Consider the following 16441-nt stretch of genomic DNA (forward strand, 5'->3'; position numbering starts at 1 on the left):
TGGGTAGTCCTAGGACTACCCCGCAGGGCCGCTCATGATGGAACCAGAGACAAGTAACTCAGTGAATTACTTGTAGCGAGTGGGCGATGCAGGACTTGAACCTGCGACCCCCAGCGTGTCGAGCTGGTGCTCTAGCCAACTGAGCTAATCGCCCCGCGTGGATCATGTTATAGCAGATTGGCCCGGTCCGCGTCAATCTCTCTTGGCCTCGAATCCTCGTGCAATCTTCAAACCTCGAGAATTTCGGCGGACTTCTTCTCGGCCATATCGTTGACCTTGGTCTCGTACTGCTTCGTGAGGGTCTGGATTTCTTCCTTGCAGGTTTCGAGGTCGTCCTCGGTGAGGATCTTGTCGGTCTGTTCCTGGTCGGCCTGCTTGTTGGCGTCGCGGCGGATGTTTCGGATCGCGACGCGAGCCTCTTCGGAGAGGTCCTTGACGCGGCTGACGAGCTTCTTGCGTTGCTCGACCGACAGGGATGGGACGTTGAGGCGGATGGCCTTGTTGTCGGAGTTGGGGGTGAGGCCGATGTCGCTCGCCTGGATGGCCTTGGCGATGTCGCCGATCACCGAGGGGTCGAACGGCCGGATGAGGATCTGCTGAGGTTCCGGCGTGCTCAGGTTCGCGAGCTGCTTGAGCGGGGTCGGAGAGCCGTAGTATTCGACGCGGATCGAGTCGACGAGGCCGACGTTGGCACGCCCGGTCCGGACGCCGCGGAACTGGTCGGCGAGCAGGGCTACGCTCTTCTCCATCCGCTCTTCGGCCTCGAGCGCGATCTCTTCGATGCTCATGGGACACCTCACAGGGACGGGCAGGGGAGGGTGCTCATCACCGGCCCCCGTCTACCTACCAAGAGAATTTTCGCACGGCCGCCCCGGCCGATCAACAGCAAGGACTTCGCGGAGGGACGCTCGCATCGAAGCGCCCCGCGATCACGAGTCCTTCCAAAAGGCGCGTGAACTCGCTGGGATCCTCGGTCATCGGGGCGTGGGAGGGCGCCGAGCCTTCTCGAGGCGGGCTTCGGGGCCGAGGGCAAACGACCGGTCGGTTCGGTTCGGGCGCTTATCGGGTGGGGCGAATCTTGTTGCTGACCCAGGTCCCGATCGGTTCGCCGGCGATGGCCCGCTCGATGTTGCCTTCCTTCTTGAAATTGAAGATGAGGATCGGCAGGGAGTTATCGAGGCACATGCCGATCGCGGTCATGTCCATGACCTTGAGGTCGTCGCGCAGGACCTGCTCGTAAGTCAGGTAGTCATAGCGGACGGCGTGCGGGTTCTTCTCCGGATCGGCCGAATAGACCCCGTCGACTCGGGTCGCCTTCATCAAGACCTCGGCCCCGATCTCCTTGCCTCGCAGGGCCGCGGCGGTGTCGGTGGTGACGAACGGACTCCCGGTCCCGGTCGCGAGCACGACGACGCGTCCCCTGGCGAGGTGGCTGAGGGCACGCCTTCGGATGAATGGCTCGGCGACTTCATCCATGCGGATGGTGGTCAGGAGCCGAGTCTCGCAGCCCATGCCTTCGAGCGCGTCCTGGAGCGCGAGGCCGTTGATGACCGTGGCCGTCATCCCCATGTAGTGGGCCGTCGCTTCCTTGATCACGTCGGAGCCGCGCGACAGGGTGGCCCCCCGGAGGATGTTCCCCCCGCCGACCACGATGGCCAACTCGACCCCGGCGGCAGCCACCCGGGACGCCTGGCGGGCGATCCGGCTCACTTCGTCGACGCTGATCCCTCCCTCACCGGGCCGGCAGAAGCTCTCGCCCGAGAGCTTGAGCAGGACGCGTCGGAAGATCGGGGGACCGTACGGGGTCACGGAGTCCATCGTCGAGATCCTCTTGGGAGACGTAAAACCACGGCCCGGGTTGAGATGAACGAGCCAGTCCCAACTCGGGCCGAGTTGGCATATCACTCGGTGGCCGGCGAAGTCCCCTCGCCGACGACGAATCGCGCGAACCTCGAGACCGAGATGTTCTCACCGGTCCGGGCGTTGACGGCCAGGATCATCTCGCGGATCGACTTGGCCGAGTCTTTGACGAACATCTGGTCCAACAAGACTTTTTCTTCATACCACGCGTTGAGCTTGCCTTCGGCGATCTTCTCGCGGACCGCTTCGGGCTTGTCCGACGCCTGGCTGATGAAGATGGCCTTCTGCTCGGCCACCAGGTCGGCGGGCATCTCCTCGCGACGGACGCAGATCGGGTTGGCCGCGAGGACCTGGAGGGCGAGGTCCTTGGCGAGCTGGCGGAACTCTTCGTTGCGGGCGACGAAGTCCGTCTCGCAGTTGACTTCGACCAGGCCACCCGACTTGCCGTCGTGATGGATATAGACCTCGACCCGGCCGGCGGTGGTGGCGCGGCCGGCGCGGTTTTCCGCGTTCTTGCCGTGCTTTTCCTTGGCCAGGACAAGAGCCTTCTTCACGTCGCCGTCGGCTTCCTTGAGGAGCGCCTTGCACTCCATCAGACCCAGCCCGGTCGCTTTTCGAAATTCATTGACAGCCTGAGCCGTAATCTCGGCCATCGGCGGTTCTCCTCGCGTACGAACGTGAGCAGGCGAAATCCCGCCCGCTTCTCGGTTCGTGTCGTCGTTCGGGGTAGGTCGTGATTCTTCTTGGGTTTCAATGGCCGCCGTCTCGAGGGGTTCCCTCTCGGGACGGACCAGGCCGAACGAAAGCCGAAAGGCCACGGAGGCCTCCCGGCATTCGGATTCGACTCGCACACCGAGGGTCGACTCAGGCCTCGGGCGAGGCGGGCTGCTCGGGCTCGGCCTGGAGTGCCGGGGCCTCGGCCTGGGGTGCCGGGGCCTCGGCCTCGGTCGCGGGCGGAGCGTCGAGCACCGGTGCCGACTCGATAGCCGCTTCCGGCGCGGGGCCGCCGGCATTGACGGGAGCGTCCGGCCGTCGGTCGGCCGCGCGGGAAATGCCGCTATGCTGCCCGGCACCACCCCGAGGACCACCACCACCGGGGCCACGACGGTCCCCACGACGGTCGCCACGTCCCGACCCTTGGGGCTCGCTCATCTCGCGCGGCGGGGGCTCGGGCGGGGCCGAGGCCTTGCCCACGAGGATCGCGTCGGCAAGATGCTTCACGACCAACTCGATCGACCGCATGCTATCGTCATTGCCCGGGATCGGCAGGTCGACGACATCCGGGTCGCAGTCGGTATCGAGCAAAGCGACAACCTTGATGCCCAGCTTGCGGGCCTCGGCCACCGCGATGTGCTCGCGGTGCGGGTCGACCACCAGGAGGGCTTCGGGCAGGCGGGTCATGTGCCGAATGCCCGACAGGTTGCGGTCGATCTTCGTGCGCTCACGGGTGAGCGTCGAGATCATCTTCTTCGAGTAGCTGAAAGCTTGTTCGCCGTCGAGCGTGTTCTCCAGCTCTTCGAGCCGCTCGAGCCGGCTGCGAATCGTCCGGAAGTTGGTGAGCGTGCCGCCCAACCAACGCTCGGTCACGTAGGGCATCTGGCAACGGTTGCATTCTTCGGCGATCGTCTCGGCCGCCTGTCGCTTCGTCCCCACGAAGAGGATCAGGCCGTTCGAAGACGCGACTCGCTGGAAGAACTTGGTGGCACGCAGCAGGCCGCGCACGGTTTCCTTCAAGTCGATGATGTGAATCAGGTTGCGCTTGCCGTAGATATACGGCTTCATCTTCGGGTTCCACCGGCTGGCCCGGTGCCCGAAGTGGACGCCTGCGTCGATCAGCTCTTTCACCGCTAAAGCCACGAATCTACTCCTCGCGGATTGAGGGTTTCCAGCCGAGATCCCACGGGCGACCCGCCCGGGGCGGCTTTGCTAGGGCCGGTTCGGGTACGCTGCACTCAAGGGTTCGCAGTGTAACGAGTTGGACCGTCGTCGTCAAATCGCGGCCGAAATCCGAGGGGAGTCCGATGCTACTCGGATCGGGTCCAATCCTCCCGAGGTGGCAGTCGAAAAACGCCCCGGATTACCTCTAAGGTATTCACGCGAGGATCGGCGTGACGACCTTGCCGGCGACGTCGGTGAGGCGGAAGTCGCGTCCCTGAAACTTGTAGGTCAGCCGCTCGTGGTTGATGCCGAAGAGGTGGAGGATGGTCGCGTGGAGGTCGTTCACGTGGACGATGTCTTCCACCGAGGCGTAGCCGAGCTCGTCGGTGGCGCCGTGGCTGATCCCTCCCTTGATCCCGCCGCCGGCCATCCAGAGCGAGAACCCCTTGATGTGGTGGTCTCGGCCGCTCCCCTGGGCCATGGGAGTCCGGCCGAACTCGCCGCCCCAGATGATGAGTGTGTCGTCGAGCATCCCGCGCTGCTTGAGGTCGAGGATGAGCGCGGCGGCCCCCTGGTCGACCTCTTCGGCCGTGATCTGGACGTCGCGTTTGATCCCGCCGTGGTGGTCCCAGTCGCGGTGGTAGAGCTGGATGAATCGGACCCCGCGCTCGGCGAGCCGCCGGGCCAGCAAGCAGTTGGCGGCGAACGAGCCATCGGACCCGCGCGTGCCGTAGAGGTCGAGGATGTGCTTGGGCTCGCCCGAGATGTCCATCAGTTCCGGGACGCTCGTCTGCATCCGGAAGGCCGTCTCATAGCCGCTGATCCGCGTGGCAATCTCCGGGTCTCCGACGACCGCGTCATGGAGCTGGTCGAGCTGCTGGACGGCCTCGACGACTTCATGCTGGCGAGTCCCGTCGACCCCCCTCGGGTTGCCGACATAGTGGACGGGGTCGCCCTTCGAATGGAACTCGACCCCCTGGAACTTGCTCGGCAAGAAGCCGCTGTGCCACTGCCTCGCGGAGAGGGGTTGGGCCTGGCCCGCCTTCCCAAGCGAGGTGAGCACCACGAAGCCGGGGAGGTTCTCGCTCTCGCTCCCGAGGCCGTAGTTGATCCAGGACCCCATCGCCGGCCGGCCCGAGATGGTCGTACCGGTGTTCATGAAGGTATGTGCGGGGTCGTGGTTGATGGCTTCGGTGACCATCGACCGGATGATGCAGATCTCGTCGGCGACCCTTCCGATCTTCGGGAAGACCTCGCTGATCTCCTGCTGGGACTGGCCGAACTTCCGGAACGCATGCTGGGGCGCGAAGCAGCTCAGCTTGGCCCCCTGGAGCTGCGCGATCGGCATCCCCTTCGTGTAGGACTCGGGCATCGGCTCGCCGTGCATCTTGGCGAGCTTCGGCTTGTAGTCGAGGGTCTCGAGGTGCGAGGGGCCGCCGGCCATGTAGAGGTAGATGATCCGCTTGGCCCGAGGGGCGTGGTGCAGAGGATCGACGACCCCCGTCCACCGCTCGACCTTGTTCGATCCGGCTTCGAGCAGCCTGGGGTTCAAGAGCGAGGCCAAGGCGAGCGACCCGATCCCGGTCGAGGCCCGACCGAAGAACGACCGCCGAGTGAGATGGGACTTCAGAGCGTCGAGAGGTTGCATCTCAGTTCCTCGTGATCGTCTCGTGCAGGTTGAGGATCGCTCGCGAGATCGACGTCCACGCGGCCAGCTCGGGGACGTCGAGGTCGAAGGGTACGTCGCGTTCGCCCGTATGGACCAGCTCGTCGGCCGCCTTCCAATCCGACTTGTAGTGGTCGAGGTGCTTGCCGTAGAGGGCCTCCAGGATCCTCGCCTCGTCGGCATGAGGGGGCCGCGACAACGCACGCCGATAGGCCCATACCAGCTTCTTCGAGAAGTCGTCGCCTCCCTCGCGGACGATGTGTTCCGCGAGACTCCGAGCTGCCTCGACATACGTGGTGTCATTAAGCAAGACGAGCGACTGGAGCGGAGTGTTCGACCGAGGTCGCTCCACCTTGCATTCCTCGCGGCTGGGGGCGTCGAAGGCGAGCAGGCTCGGGTGGAGGAAGGTTCGGCACCAGTAGGTGTAGAGTCCTCGACGATAGAGCCCCTCGCCGTGGTCGCTCTGATACTCCCGCTTCGGGAAGTTGAGATGGAACCAGTAGCCGACGGGTTGGTAAGGCTTCACGCTCGGCCCGCCGATCGTCGGAGAGAGCAGGCCGCTGATCGCCAGGGCGTTGTCCCGGACGACTTCCGCCTCGAGGCGGTATCGGCCCTGCCGGGCCAGCCAGTGGTTGTATGGGTCGCCTTGCCGCAAGGCCTCGGTGACGTTCGACGACTGCCGGTACGTCGACGAGAGGAGCATGAGGCGGAGCATTCCCTTGGTGTCCCATCCGCGATCCATGAACTCCACGGCAAGCCAGTCGAGTAGCTCGGGGTGGGTCGGCCAGGTCCCTTGCGAGCCGAAGTCGTCGAGTGTCGTGACGATCCCCTGGCCGAAAGCCAGCTTCCAGAGCCGATTCACGAACACCCGGGCGACCAGGGGATTCTCCCGCGAAACGAACCATCGGGCCAGGTCGAGGCGGGTCGCACGAGGGCCTTGTTGCTCGCCGACCCTCAGGAACTCGGGGACGGCGGGGGTCACGATCGGTCCGGATTCGTCGAGCCAGTTACCCCTCGGGAGGATCCGGATGTCGCGAGGCTCGACGGCGATCGAGATCAATGTCTGAGGCATCACGTTTTGGAGGTCGTCCTTGCGCATTTGTTCGTCCGCAAGGGACTTCCGTTGAGTCTCGAGCGCGGGCGCGATCCCTCGATAATAGGCGGTGAGACTCGCTTTCTGCTTGTCGGAACGCGAACCGGGCGGGACCTCCAGGACCTGGGCCACTTCGGGGGGCAGGCCGCGTCCGATGCCTCCCGCCACAATCGGGCGGGCCGACGAGGTGATCGAGACCCGAAAATGCCCGAGCGTGTGCTGGGAACCATAGGCCTGTTGCAACCGGACCTCGAAAGTCTCGACCTTCGGGTCGGACTCCAACTCGAACACGGCCTCGTTGACTCGCCCGGTCTGGTCCAGGATCGCCCAACCGGTGTTGGGCTGGCCGTCCCGCGAACCGACCACGTCGTAACCGGCTTGCGAATGCGTGGCGGAAGGCTTTCGCAAGGGCAGGGGGGCGCCGTTGGCCGAGACCTGGAGCTCGTTGAGGACGAAGTTCCCATTGGCGGCTCGGCCCGGCCCATGTCCAGGAAGTGAGTCGTCGGGCAGGACTTCGAGGCGGATGGCGGTCGCCGGGCTCGTCTCAATCTTGAACGAGAGAGTGTAGGTGTCCGACTCGGGCGAGGGGCCGGTCGCGAGGATCGAACCGTCGTCCTGGACCTTCAACTCCGTCCCGTTCGTCGACGAGGTCGAGATGGGCCTCACGACGTCCCAGGCGACCTTCTCGGCCTGGAGGCCTTCTTCCCAAAGGGCCAGCGACCGGTCGAGCTCCGGCGTCTGCGTATCCAAGGTCTTACGGATCGCCGCGATCTTCGCGTCGATCCGTTTCGCCTCGGTTGCCTGCTCGGGCGTCGGCATCCGAGTCTGTTCCTGGGCTCCGACGGCGACCTCTTGGATGTCGGCGAAGTACGAGGCGAACCGGTAGAAGTCTCGGGTCTTGAACGGGTCGAACTTGTGGTCATGGCACTCGGCGCAACCGAGTGTCGCCCCCATCCAGACCGTCGAAGCGTTGCGGACTCGGTCGGCCGAGTACTTGGCGAGATACTCCTTCGCCTGGGCGCCCCCTTCTTGCGTGGTCATCAGCATCCGGTTGTAGCCGGAACCGATGCGTTGCGAGTCCGAGGGGTTAGGGAGGAGATCCCCGGCGATCTGCTCGATCGTGAATTGATCGAACGGCATATTTTCATTGAAGGCCTTGATCACGTAGTCGCGATAGAGCGAGACGTCGCGGTGGTTGTCGCCGTGGATCCCGGTCGTGTCGGCGTAGCGGACGAGGTCGAGCCAGTACATCGCCATCCGCTCGCCGAAGTGGGGCGAGCCGAGGAGCCGATCGACGAGGGACTCGTAGGCGTCGGGCGCCTTGTCATTCACGAACGCGTCGACCTCGCTCGGGGTCGGCGGGAGCCCCGTGAGGTCGAAGCTCAGGCGACGGATCAGGGTGATCCGGTCGGCTTCGGGCGAAGGGGAGAATCCCCTCTCCTTGAGCTTCGAGAGGATCAACCGATCGATGTCATTCCTGGAAGCCGCCGGTCCTTCGACCTGCGGGATGTTCGGTCGAACCGGCGTGAGATAGGCCCAGTGTCCTCGCCATTCCGCCCCTTCGTCGATCCAGCGCTTGATAAGGGCGACCTGCTCGGCCGAGAGATCCTTCCCCAGCGAACGCGGGGGCATACGGTCGTCGTCGTCTTCGGCGATGAGTCGCGTGTAGAGGTCGCTCTCCTCGGCGTTGCGTGGGACCACGACGGACTTGAACAACCCGTCTCGAGTGTCGAGGCGGAGATCCGCCTTGCGTTTGGCGGCATCCGGGCCGTGGCACTGGAAGCAGGTCTCGGAGAGGATCGGGCGGATGTCGCGATTGAAGTCGATCGGGCGAGGGCCTGGCTCCGCTCCGTAGGCTGTGGCGGCGAATGCGACGATCCAAATCAACGAGAAGGCCGCGGCTCGAGGCAGCGTCATCTGCGGGCTCCACGGCGGGGTGAAAACCGGCGGGGTGAGCGACTTTGGGCACGATTCGAGGGCGGATCGGCCGCCTCGAGCACGATCATGCCGTCGGGAGCCGATCCGATCGACGATATCTCAAACCCCTGGCTGGAATCCAGAGCTCGAGTTCACGCGGTTCCGGAATCCGCGCGGTGGGTCGGGGTCGTATCGCCTCAATGCAACACGATCGGGCAGGGCGAGATCTCATCGGCCACGCGCCTCAACCCGCGGGGATGAGGCGGCTGATGGCGTCCTGGACCTGTTTCATCCTCACGGGTTTGCCGAGGACGATGAGCCGGTCTTCGGTCGGGATCCTGGCGCGGAGGCCGTTCTGCTTCGGGCCGAGGATCACCAGGGCCGAGAGGTCATGGCCTTCCTCGTGGGCCTTGTCACGCATCGCGAGGAACGTGTCGATCCCTTCGGACCCGAGCCCGTCGGCGTCGAAGATGACGGCGTCGGGCAACGACTCGCGATAGCGCTCGGCCGCCAGCTCGGCGTCGCTGACCAGGAAGACCCGATACCCCATCTTCGAGAGTGACTTGCGGAAGGCATCCTGGATCTCGCTCTGGGTCTCCACGCACAGGATCTGCTTCTGGTGGAAAGCCTTGATCTCGAAGCTCTCGAGGTCGAATGGGTCTTCTTCTGGGGCCGTCGTGGAGATCTCGACCTCTGTCGCGGAACCGTCCTCGGCTTCCGCAATTGCCTCGGGCTCCTTTTTGGCCTCTTCCTGGGCCTTGGCCTTTCCCTTGCGTTTCGAGGACGCGTCATCGTCCACGGCGACGATCTCATCGCCCCGGTACATGAAGATCGGCTCGGACTCGACGACGTCTTCGGTCTCTTCCTTCTTGAACAGCTCGGGGTTGCTGACGCGCTCCTCATAAGCGGTGAGGTCTCTGATGACCTCGTCCATGTTCTTATAGCGGGCGGAGAGGTCCATCTTCATCATCTTTTCGATGACGCGCGTGAGCTCCTCGTCGGGCGCGTAGCGGTGCTCGCCCAAGGGCTTGATGGCGTGGAAGCTCCGCTTGAGCATCTTCTCGAGGATGTCCTTACTCTCGGTCTCCGGCATCGCCGCCTTGCCGGTGATCATCTGGTAGAAGACGCATCCGAGGAAGAAGATGTCCGACCGAGGGTCCCCCTTGGGACTATTGCATCCGCGTTCGAGCGCCGAGTAGTCGACGGTCCGTTGATTCAAGGCGGACGACTTCTTGTCCTCGCCTTCGATCGTGGCGAGTCCGAAGTCCACGAGTTTGGCGACGCCGCCGTGGCTGACGAGGATGTTCGTCCCCTTGATGTCGCGATGGGTCACGCCGTTGTCGATCGAGTACTTGAGACCCTTGGCGAGCCCGATCATCAGCGGGAGGGCCACCTTGGAGTCGATGTGGACCCGGATCTTCAGGAGGTCGCGGAGGTTCGAGCCCTCGACGTACTCCATGATCATGTAATACTTTTTGTCCTGCTCGCCGTAGTCGATGATCTGGACGATGTTCGGGTGGTTCAGCCGCATGCCGGCTTCGGCTTCTTTTTCGAAGCGGACGATGGCGCCACGGTCCGCCACGAAGCGCTGGCGGAGGACCTTGATGGCCACGGGTCGTCCGTCCGACTGCCGCTGGCCGCGATAGACCCGCGCGAACGTCCCCTCCGCGATGTGGAAGAGGACCTTGCAGCCGCCGAAGAAGAAGCCGGTCGGATCCCCTTTTTGGAGTCGATCGATCTGCCAACTGGTCAGCATCCCCTTGCGGAGCATCGAGCGGAGGAGCGCCGAGGACGAGCCGTCCGTTGCATCGACCTTAGCCTGAAACGCCTGCTCGTTGTTGACCAGGCCCAGCATGACAGCATGCTCGGCCAGCGATTCGGCGTCGATATTGGAATCGGACATGGCGGCGGCTCCCTGCTCGAGCCCTAACATGGAGGAGGATTTCGACTAGACCGGCGGTCGACCGAGCGGGCGAGCATAATGATAATTTTAACATAGTCCCCTACCTCCGCAACTACCGCCCTGATAAAGAGGGTTGGGTAGGGGGACCAAGGCGGGAGATCAGGTCGGCGCGCGAGATCGCCCGGAGGCTCCGGCCGAACTCTACTACGTTCGCCACCCCGGGAAGTGACGAGCTCGTTGCGATCGAAGACCACTTGGACGACGCGCGCGAGCGGTTGACACCGTGTGGGAAACTCCCTATCGTGATCCCAATCCGTTCGTTAGTAAGCGGTTTCGATCACCCGCCCGATTCCTGAACCATGACCGTTCGCACGAGATTTGCCCCCAGCCCGACCGGTTACCTCCATATCGGCGGGGTGCGGACTGCGCTCTTCAACTGGCTACTCGCCCGCCACTTCGGAGGGCAGTTCCTCCTCCGGATCGACGACACCGATCAGCAACGCCACGTCGAAGCGGCGATCGCCCTGATCCTCGACGGCTTCCGCTGGATGGGGATGGACTGGGACGAAGGCCCCGAAGTCGGCGGCAGCCACGGTCCCTATTTCCAATCCCAGCGCGCGGAGCATTACACCCGGGCCGCCGAGGCCTTGATCGCGTCGGGGAACGTCTATCGGGACTACAGCACCGAGGCCGAGCGCGCCGCGGAGAAGGCGGAGTCGGAGCGTTACAAGCGGGCGTATCGGTTCCGGCGCAAGCCCCTGACCGAAGAGCAGGAGGCCCAGTATCAGGCCGAGAACCGGCCCTATGCGCTGAGGTTCGAGGTGCCGCTCGGCCGGAAGGTCGTGGTCCACGACCTGATCAAGGGAGACGTGGAGCAGAAGACCGACGAGATGGGCGACTTCGTCATCGTGCGCCCCGACGGGACCCCGCTCTATAACTTCGCGAGCGTCGTCGACGACGCCGAGATGCAGATCAGCCATGTCGTCCGCGCCGAGGAGCACCTCGCGAATACGTATTCACAGATCCTTGTTTTCGAAGCCCTGGGCTACCCGCTGCCGGCTTTCGCCCACGTGCCGTACGTGGCGGCTCCCGGATCGAAGAAGAAGCTCTCCAAGCGGGATGGGGCGGTGGGGCTCGACGAGTTCATCGGGAAGGGGTACCTGCCCGAGGCCATGATGAACTACCTGTCGCGGCTCGGTTGGAGCCTGGACGGGAGCCAGGAGATCTTCTCCAGGGCCGAGCTCATCGAAAAGTTCACCCTGGACCGGGTCAACAGCGCCGCGGCGAGCCACGACCCCGACAAGCTCTTCTGGCTCCAGGGCGAGTGGATGAAGACGCTCCCCCTCGAGACGAAGGTGCAGGGGGTGCTGCCGTACCTCATCAAAGAGGGCCTCGTGAGCGAGCCCGTGTCGACGGACACGCTCGCCCGGATCGAGGCGGTCGTCACGGCCCTCGGGGATCGGCTCAAGGTCTACTCCGACATCCTCACGCTCGGCCGCTATTTCTTCACCGAGACCCTCACGTTCGACCCCGACGCCGTGAAGAAGCGGCTGCGGAAGGACGGCGTGTCGACGATTCTGGGCGAGCTCGACCAGGTCCTTGCCGGCGTCGAGCCCTATGACCTCGCCACGCTGGAGAAGGCGGTCCACGACTACGCCGAGTCGCACGGGCACCCGATGGGACAGGTCGTCAACCCGCTCCGGGTCGCGACGACGGGGCAGGGGGTCGGCCCCGGTCTCTACGACTGCCTCGCGATCCTGGGCCGGGACGCCTGCCGCGCCCGGATCGCTGCCACGTTGACCATGTTGGCCTCCTCTTGATCGACCCGTCTGTGGCGCCGACGCACGCCCCGGCGCCCCGGTCGAGTCGCCACGACTTTCGCGAAGACCCAAGGCCCCCGGAGGAAATTCATGCCGCTGCTGGTTGTCGGTTCCGTCGCCTTTGATTCGGTCCAGACCCCCCACGGAGTCGTCGATGACGCCCTGGGTGGCTCGGCCACGTTCTTCTCCTACGCCGCGAGCTTTTTCACGCCCGTCCGACTCGTCGGCGTGGTCGGGGAAGACTTCCCGAACGTCCACCGAGAGATGCTCGAGGCGCGTCAGGTCGACACCTCGGGACTGATCATCGAGAAGGGGGGCTCGACCTTCCGCTGGCGCGGGAAGTACGAAGGGGACATGAGCACGGCCGAGACCCTCGAGGTCCATTTGAACGTACTCGGGACGTTCAACCCCGACCTCTCGCCCAAGTTCGCCGAGACGCCGTTCGTCTTCCTCGCCAACGGCAGCCCTTCGATGCAGCGGAAGGTCCTGTCGCAGGCTCATAAGCGACAGCTCGTCGTCGCCGACACGATGAACTTCTGGATCGAGACCCAGCGTGATGAGCTCTATGCTTTGCTCCGCGAGGTCGATGGCCTCTTCCTGAACGACGGCGAAGCCCGGATGCTGACCGAGGAGGTCAACCTCGTCCGCGCCGGCCGCAAGGTCCTCGAACTGGGGCCGAAGTTCGTCATCATCAAGAAGGGTGAGCACGGCGCCATGTTCCTGAGCGCCGAGGAATCCTTCGTGATGCCGGCGTTCCCCCTCGCGGACGTCGTCGACCCGACCGGCGCCGGCGACAGCTTCGCGGGCGGCTTCATGGGCTACCTGGCCTCCGTCGGCAAGACCGACCCGGCCACGCTCAAGACGGCCATGGCTTATGGGACCATCATCGCCAGCTTCAACGTCGAAGACTTCAGCCTCCGTCGGTTCCAAAGGACCGAGCGGCCGGAGATCGACGCGCGCCTTGGTCAGTATCGCTCCATGATGAGCTTCTAATCAGGACGGCGTCCCGACGGGCCTGCGACTCGCGGCCCGTCCTCGAGCTTGCCCAGGCCGGGGAGGTCGCCGCCGCCTTCGTTCGGATGACTCCGGGGAGACCTGCCTTCTCGAACAAGGGGAGGGGGGACTCCCAGTGCTTGCGGTCCCGTCGTGCTGTCCTCCGTCCGGTCCGAGTTGACTTCCGATGCAAACCACTCGTACGTTCGTGGCGATCGGCGTCTCGGAAGCCCTCGGGATCAAGCTTCGACGCTTACAGTCGCTGCTCGCCCCCGAGATCCCGAATGTCCGCTGGTCCGAGGTCTTGCCCTTCCACGTCACTCTCGCTTTCCTCGGCGACGTCCACAACACCGACCTCAACCGAGTCTGCCAGGCCGTGGAAGAGGCCTGCAAACCATTCATTCGGCTGGAACTACTCCTCGGCGGCCTGGGCGTGTTTCCCAATCCCCAGCGCCCCCGAACCCTCTGGGTCGGTCTCTCGGGTGTCGAATTCGAAGGTCTCGCCGAACTGAGGGCCGCCGTCGTCGCGGCGGTCGCGGACACGGGCTATCCCGCGGATGAAAACCAGTTTCAGCCCCATGTCACCCTCGGCAGGATGAAATCAAAGCGTGGCGAGTCGACCGAGTTCGACTTGACCCCGCTCCTCAACCACTATCGCAACTGGGCGGCTGGGATGATCCCGATCGACGAAGTCGTCACGTATGCTTCGAGCCTCACGAAAGAAGGCCCCGTCTACGCGCCTCTGGCCAGGGCCCGACTGCGGTCTCGCAAAAGCCGGCCAAAGCCTTGACAGGGTGTAAGGTTTACGCTAAATTAGTGATCGTGTGTCCAGTATCTCGGTTGATCTGAGGGAGGAGACGCCGTGGCCAAGCGACAGACGCAGGTGGACGTGAAGCCGGCGGCGGTATCCGCCGAAGAGAAGGCGTTGAATAACACCCTCGGGCAGATCGAGAAGGCGTTTGGCGCCGGCGCGATCATGAAGCTCGGCGAGGGGAGCCACCTGGAAGTCGAGGGGATCCCGACGGGGGCACTCTCGTTGGATCTTGCCCTGGGCGGAAAAGGCCTCCCGCGCGGACGGATCGTCGAGCTATTCGGTCCGGAGTCGAGCGGTAAGACGACGATCGCCCTGCACGCCATCGCCAACGCGCAGAAGAACGGGGGGGTGGCCGCGTTCATCGACGCCGAGCATGCCCTCGACCCGTCGTGGTGCAAGCGGCTGGGCGTGAACATCGAGTCGCTCCTGGTCAGCCAGCCGGGCAGCGCCGAGGAGGCGCTCCAGATCGCCGAGATGCTCATCCTGTCGAACGCGGTCGATATCATCGTCATCGATTCGGTCGCGGCCCTGGTACCCAAGGCCGAGATCGAAGGCGAGATCGGCGACTCGTTCGTCGGCGTCCAGGCCCGCTTGATGAGCCAGGCGCTCAGGAAGCTGACGGGGGGCGTCTCGCGGTCGAAGGGCGTGCTGGTCTTCATCAACCAGATCCGCGAGAAGATCGGCGTGATGTTCGGCAGCCCCGAGACGACGCCCGGCGGCCGGGCCCTGAAGTTCTACAGCTCCTGCCGGATCGACGTCCGCCGGATCGGGCCGGTCAAGGATGGCGAGGAAGTCACGGGCTCGCGCGTCAAAGTGAAGGTCGTCAAGAACAAGGTCGCGCCCCCGTTCCGGGTCTGCGAGTTCGACATGATGTACAGCAACGGGATCTCCCGCGAAGGAGACCTGATGGACCTGGCCATCGTCGACAAGCTGATCGAGAAGTCGGGCTCGTGGTTCAACTACGGCGACCTCCGGCTCGGCCAGGGCCGTGAGAACTCCAAGCAATACCTACGCGATAACCCGGCGATCGCCGACGAACTCGTCGCGAAGATCATGGCCAACCGAGGTGCCGCCCACTTCGAAGCGCCTAACAACGTTCAGGACGAGGAAGAGCCGCTCGACGATTGACCGAACGCGAGGATCCTTTTAGCCACGGATGAAACACGGATAAGAAACGAGGAGTTTGATCGACAGATGGCGCAGATGATCGCAGATGTTTAAATAGCTTGAAGATTCAATCTGCGGCCATCCTCGCCATCTGTCGATCAAACTCCCGACCTCCTCCTTGCTTCCTTCTCCTGCCATCTCCCTACTGTTTGCTGCCTACTGCCTACTTCCTACTCTCAGATCCCTTCCCCCAGTCGGCGAGATGGGCCCTGCCCAGTTCGTGCATCGCGTCGTGAGCGGCCTTTATGGCCCCGAGGCTGGTGCCGACGTATTTTTCGACGATCGCCGCGGCGATCTCGAACGCGACGACGCTCTCGACGATGACGCTCGCGGCGGGGACGGCGCAGACGTCCGAGCGTTCATAAGTCGCCGGTTGGGGTGCCTTCGTGGCCATGTTCACGGAAGGGCCGCGGGCTGCGAGCGTGCTGATGGGCTTCTTGGACGCACGGACGATAATCGGCTCGCCGTTAGTGGTGCCCCCTTCGATCCCGCCCGCGTTATTCGTGGGGCGTCGGAAGCCGAAGCGACGGTCGGTGGGCTCGTGACCAGCCTCGTGCTGGATCGGATCCATGACCTGGGAACCGGGCCGCCGGGCGGCCTCGACGCCGAGGCCGAACTCGACGGCCTTGATCGCCTGGATGCTCATGACGGCGAGGGCCAGGCGGGCGTCGAGCTTGCGGTCCCACTGGGCGTGACTTCCCAGCCCGATCGGGCAACCCGTGACGACGGCCTCGACGATCCCACCAAGCGTGTCGCCCGCGGCCTTGGCGGCGTCGATCGCCGCGACGATCGCCGGGTCGGCCTCAGGGTTCAAGGTATAGACGGGGCTGGCATCCCGGACCGCGAGGTCGAAGGAAAGCGGCGGGGCCAGGATTCCCCCGAGCTCGCTGACATAGCCGAACACCGTAATGTCGAGCTCGCGGAGGAGGAGCTTGGCGAGAGCCCCGACCGCAACACGCAGCGCGGTCTCTCGGGCGCTCGCGCGCTCGAGGACCTGGCGGATCCCGGTCTGGTAGTTGATCGACCCGGCGAGGTCGATGTGGCCGCCGCGGGGGGAGGGGGGCTCCTGGAGGCGTTCGAGCTTGGCGTCGTTGTTGACCAGCCGGAGCGTGATCGGAGCGCCGGTGGTGACGCCGTGATATGTGCCCGAATCGACGATGATCCGGTCGGTCTCCAGCGTCTGACGCTTGCCCCGGCCGTAGCCTCCCTGGCGTCGTTTCAGCTCGACGTTGATGAACTCGGCGTCGAAGACGATCCCCGAGGGAAACCCCTCGACGATCGCGGTGAGGGCGGGCCCGTGCGACTCGCCTGCGGTCATGTAGCGGAGCAT

Annotated in this window: 12 protein-coding genes and 1 tRNA gene; 4 read left to right on the forward strand and 9 right to left on the reverse strand. The window is 64.5% G+C overall.

The window, feature by feature from the left end:
- Positions 1-80: 80 nt before the first annotated feature.
- The 8 genes from ACYOEI_RS28025 to ACYOEI_RS28060 all read right to left on the reverse strand — a co-directional run bounded on the left by ACYOEI_RS28025 (position 81) and on the right by ACYOEI_RS28060 (position 10317).
- Positions 81-154, reverse strand: a tRNA-Val gene (locus ACYOEI_RS28025).
- A 73-nt stretch (positions 155-227) separates the two neighbouring features.
- On the reverse strand, positions 228-788 hold the full coding sequence (gene frr / locus ACYOEI_RS28030; RefSeq protein ID WP_462852956.1) for a ribosome recycling factor: 561 nt from the start codon (positions 786-788) through the stop codon (positions 228-230).
- A gap of 271 nt (positions 789-1059) precedes the next feature.
- Entirely contained in the window at positions 1060-1818 is a 759-nt protein-coding gene (gene pyrH / locus ACYOEI_RS28035; protein WP_462852957.1) for a UMP kinase, read from the reverse strand.
- 83 nt (positions 1819-1901) lie between these two features.
- Entirely contained in the window at positions 1902-2513 is a 612-nt protein-coding gene (gene tsf, locus ACYOEI_RS28040) for an elongation factor Ts (protein WP_462852958.1), read from the reverse strand.
- 211 nt (positions 2514-2724) lie between these two features.
- Entirely contained in the window at positions 2725-3717 is a 993-nt protein-coding gene (gene rpsB / locus ACYOEI_RS28045; RefSeq protein ID WP_462852959.1) for a 30S ribosomal protein S2, read from the reverse strand.
- Between the two features lie 235 nt (positions 3718-3952).
- Positions 3953-5386, reverse strand: a complete 1434-nt coding sequence (locus tag ACYOEI_RS28050; protein ID WP_462852960.1) for a DUF1501 domain-containing protein — start codon at positions 5384-5386, stop codon at positions 3953-3955.
- 1 nt (position 5387) lies between these two features.
- Positions 5388-8414, reverse strand: coding sequence for a PSD1 and planctomycete cytochrome C domain-containing protein (locus ACYOEI_RS28055; RefSeq protein WP_462852961.1), 3027 nt, complete (start codon positions 8412-8414; stop codon positions 5388-5390).
- A gap of 244 nt (positions 8415-8658) precedes the next feature.
- A complete protein-coding gene (locus tag ACYOEI_RS28060; protein ID WP_462852962.1) occupies positions 8659-10317 on the reverse strand; it encodes a protein kinase domain-containing protein in 1659 nt (552 codons plus the stop codon).
- Between the two features lie 359 nt (positions 10318-10676).
- On the opposite strand from ACYOEI_RS28060, the gene gltX reads away from it, so the two are divergent.
- From gltX to recA, 4 genes are all read left to right on the forward strand, one after another.
- Positions 10677-12137: a glutamate--tRNA ligase gene (gltX, locus tag ACYOEI_RS28065; protein WP_462852963.1), complete on the forward strand. Its 1461-nt coding sequence runs from the start codon at positions 10677-10679 to the stop codon at positions 12135-12137.
- A 90-nt stretch (positions 12138-12227) separates the two neighbouring features.
- Positions 12228-13130, forward strand: coding sequence for a PfkB family carbohydrate kinase (locus tag ACYOEI_RS28070; protein WP_462852965.1), 903 nt, complete (start codon positions 12228-12230; stop codon positions 13128-13130).
- Positions 13131-13317: 187 nt separating this feature from the next.
- Positions 13318-13920, forward strand: coding sequence for an RNA 2',3'-cyclic phosphodiesterase (gene thpR, locus ACYOEI_RS28075; RefSeq protein WP_462852967.1), 603 nt, complete (start codon positions 13318-13320; stop codon positions 13918-13920).
- 72 nt (positions 13921-13992) lie between these two features.
- Positions 13993-15072, forward strand: a complete 1080-nt coding sequence (recA, locus tag ACYOEI_RS28080) for a recombinase RecA (RefSeq protein ID WP_462852968.1) — start codon at positions 13993-13995, stop codon at positions 15070-15072.
- A gap of 202 nt (positions 15073-15274) precedes the next feature.
- Here the strand turns inward: recA and aroC are convergent, their stop codons facing one another.
- Entirely contained in the window at positions 15275-16441 is a 1167-nt protein-coding gene (gene aroC / locus ACYOEI_RS28085) for a chorismate synthase (protein ID WP_462852969.1), read from the reverse strand.

The sequence above is a fragment of the Singulisphaera rosea genome, assembly GCF_054877945.1.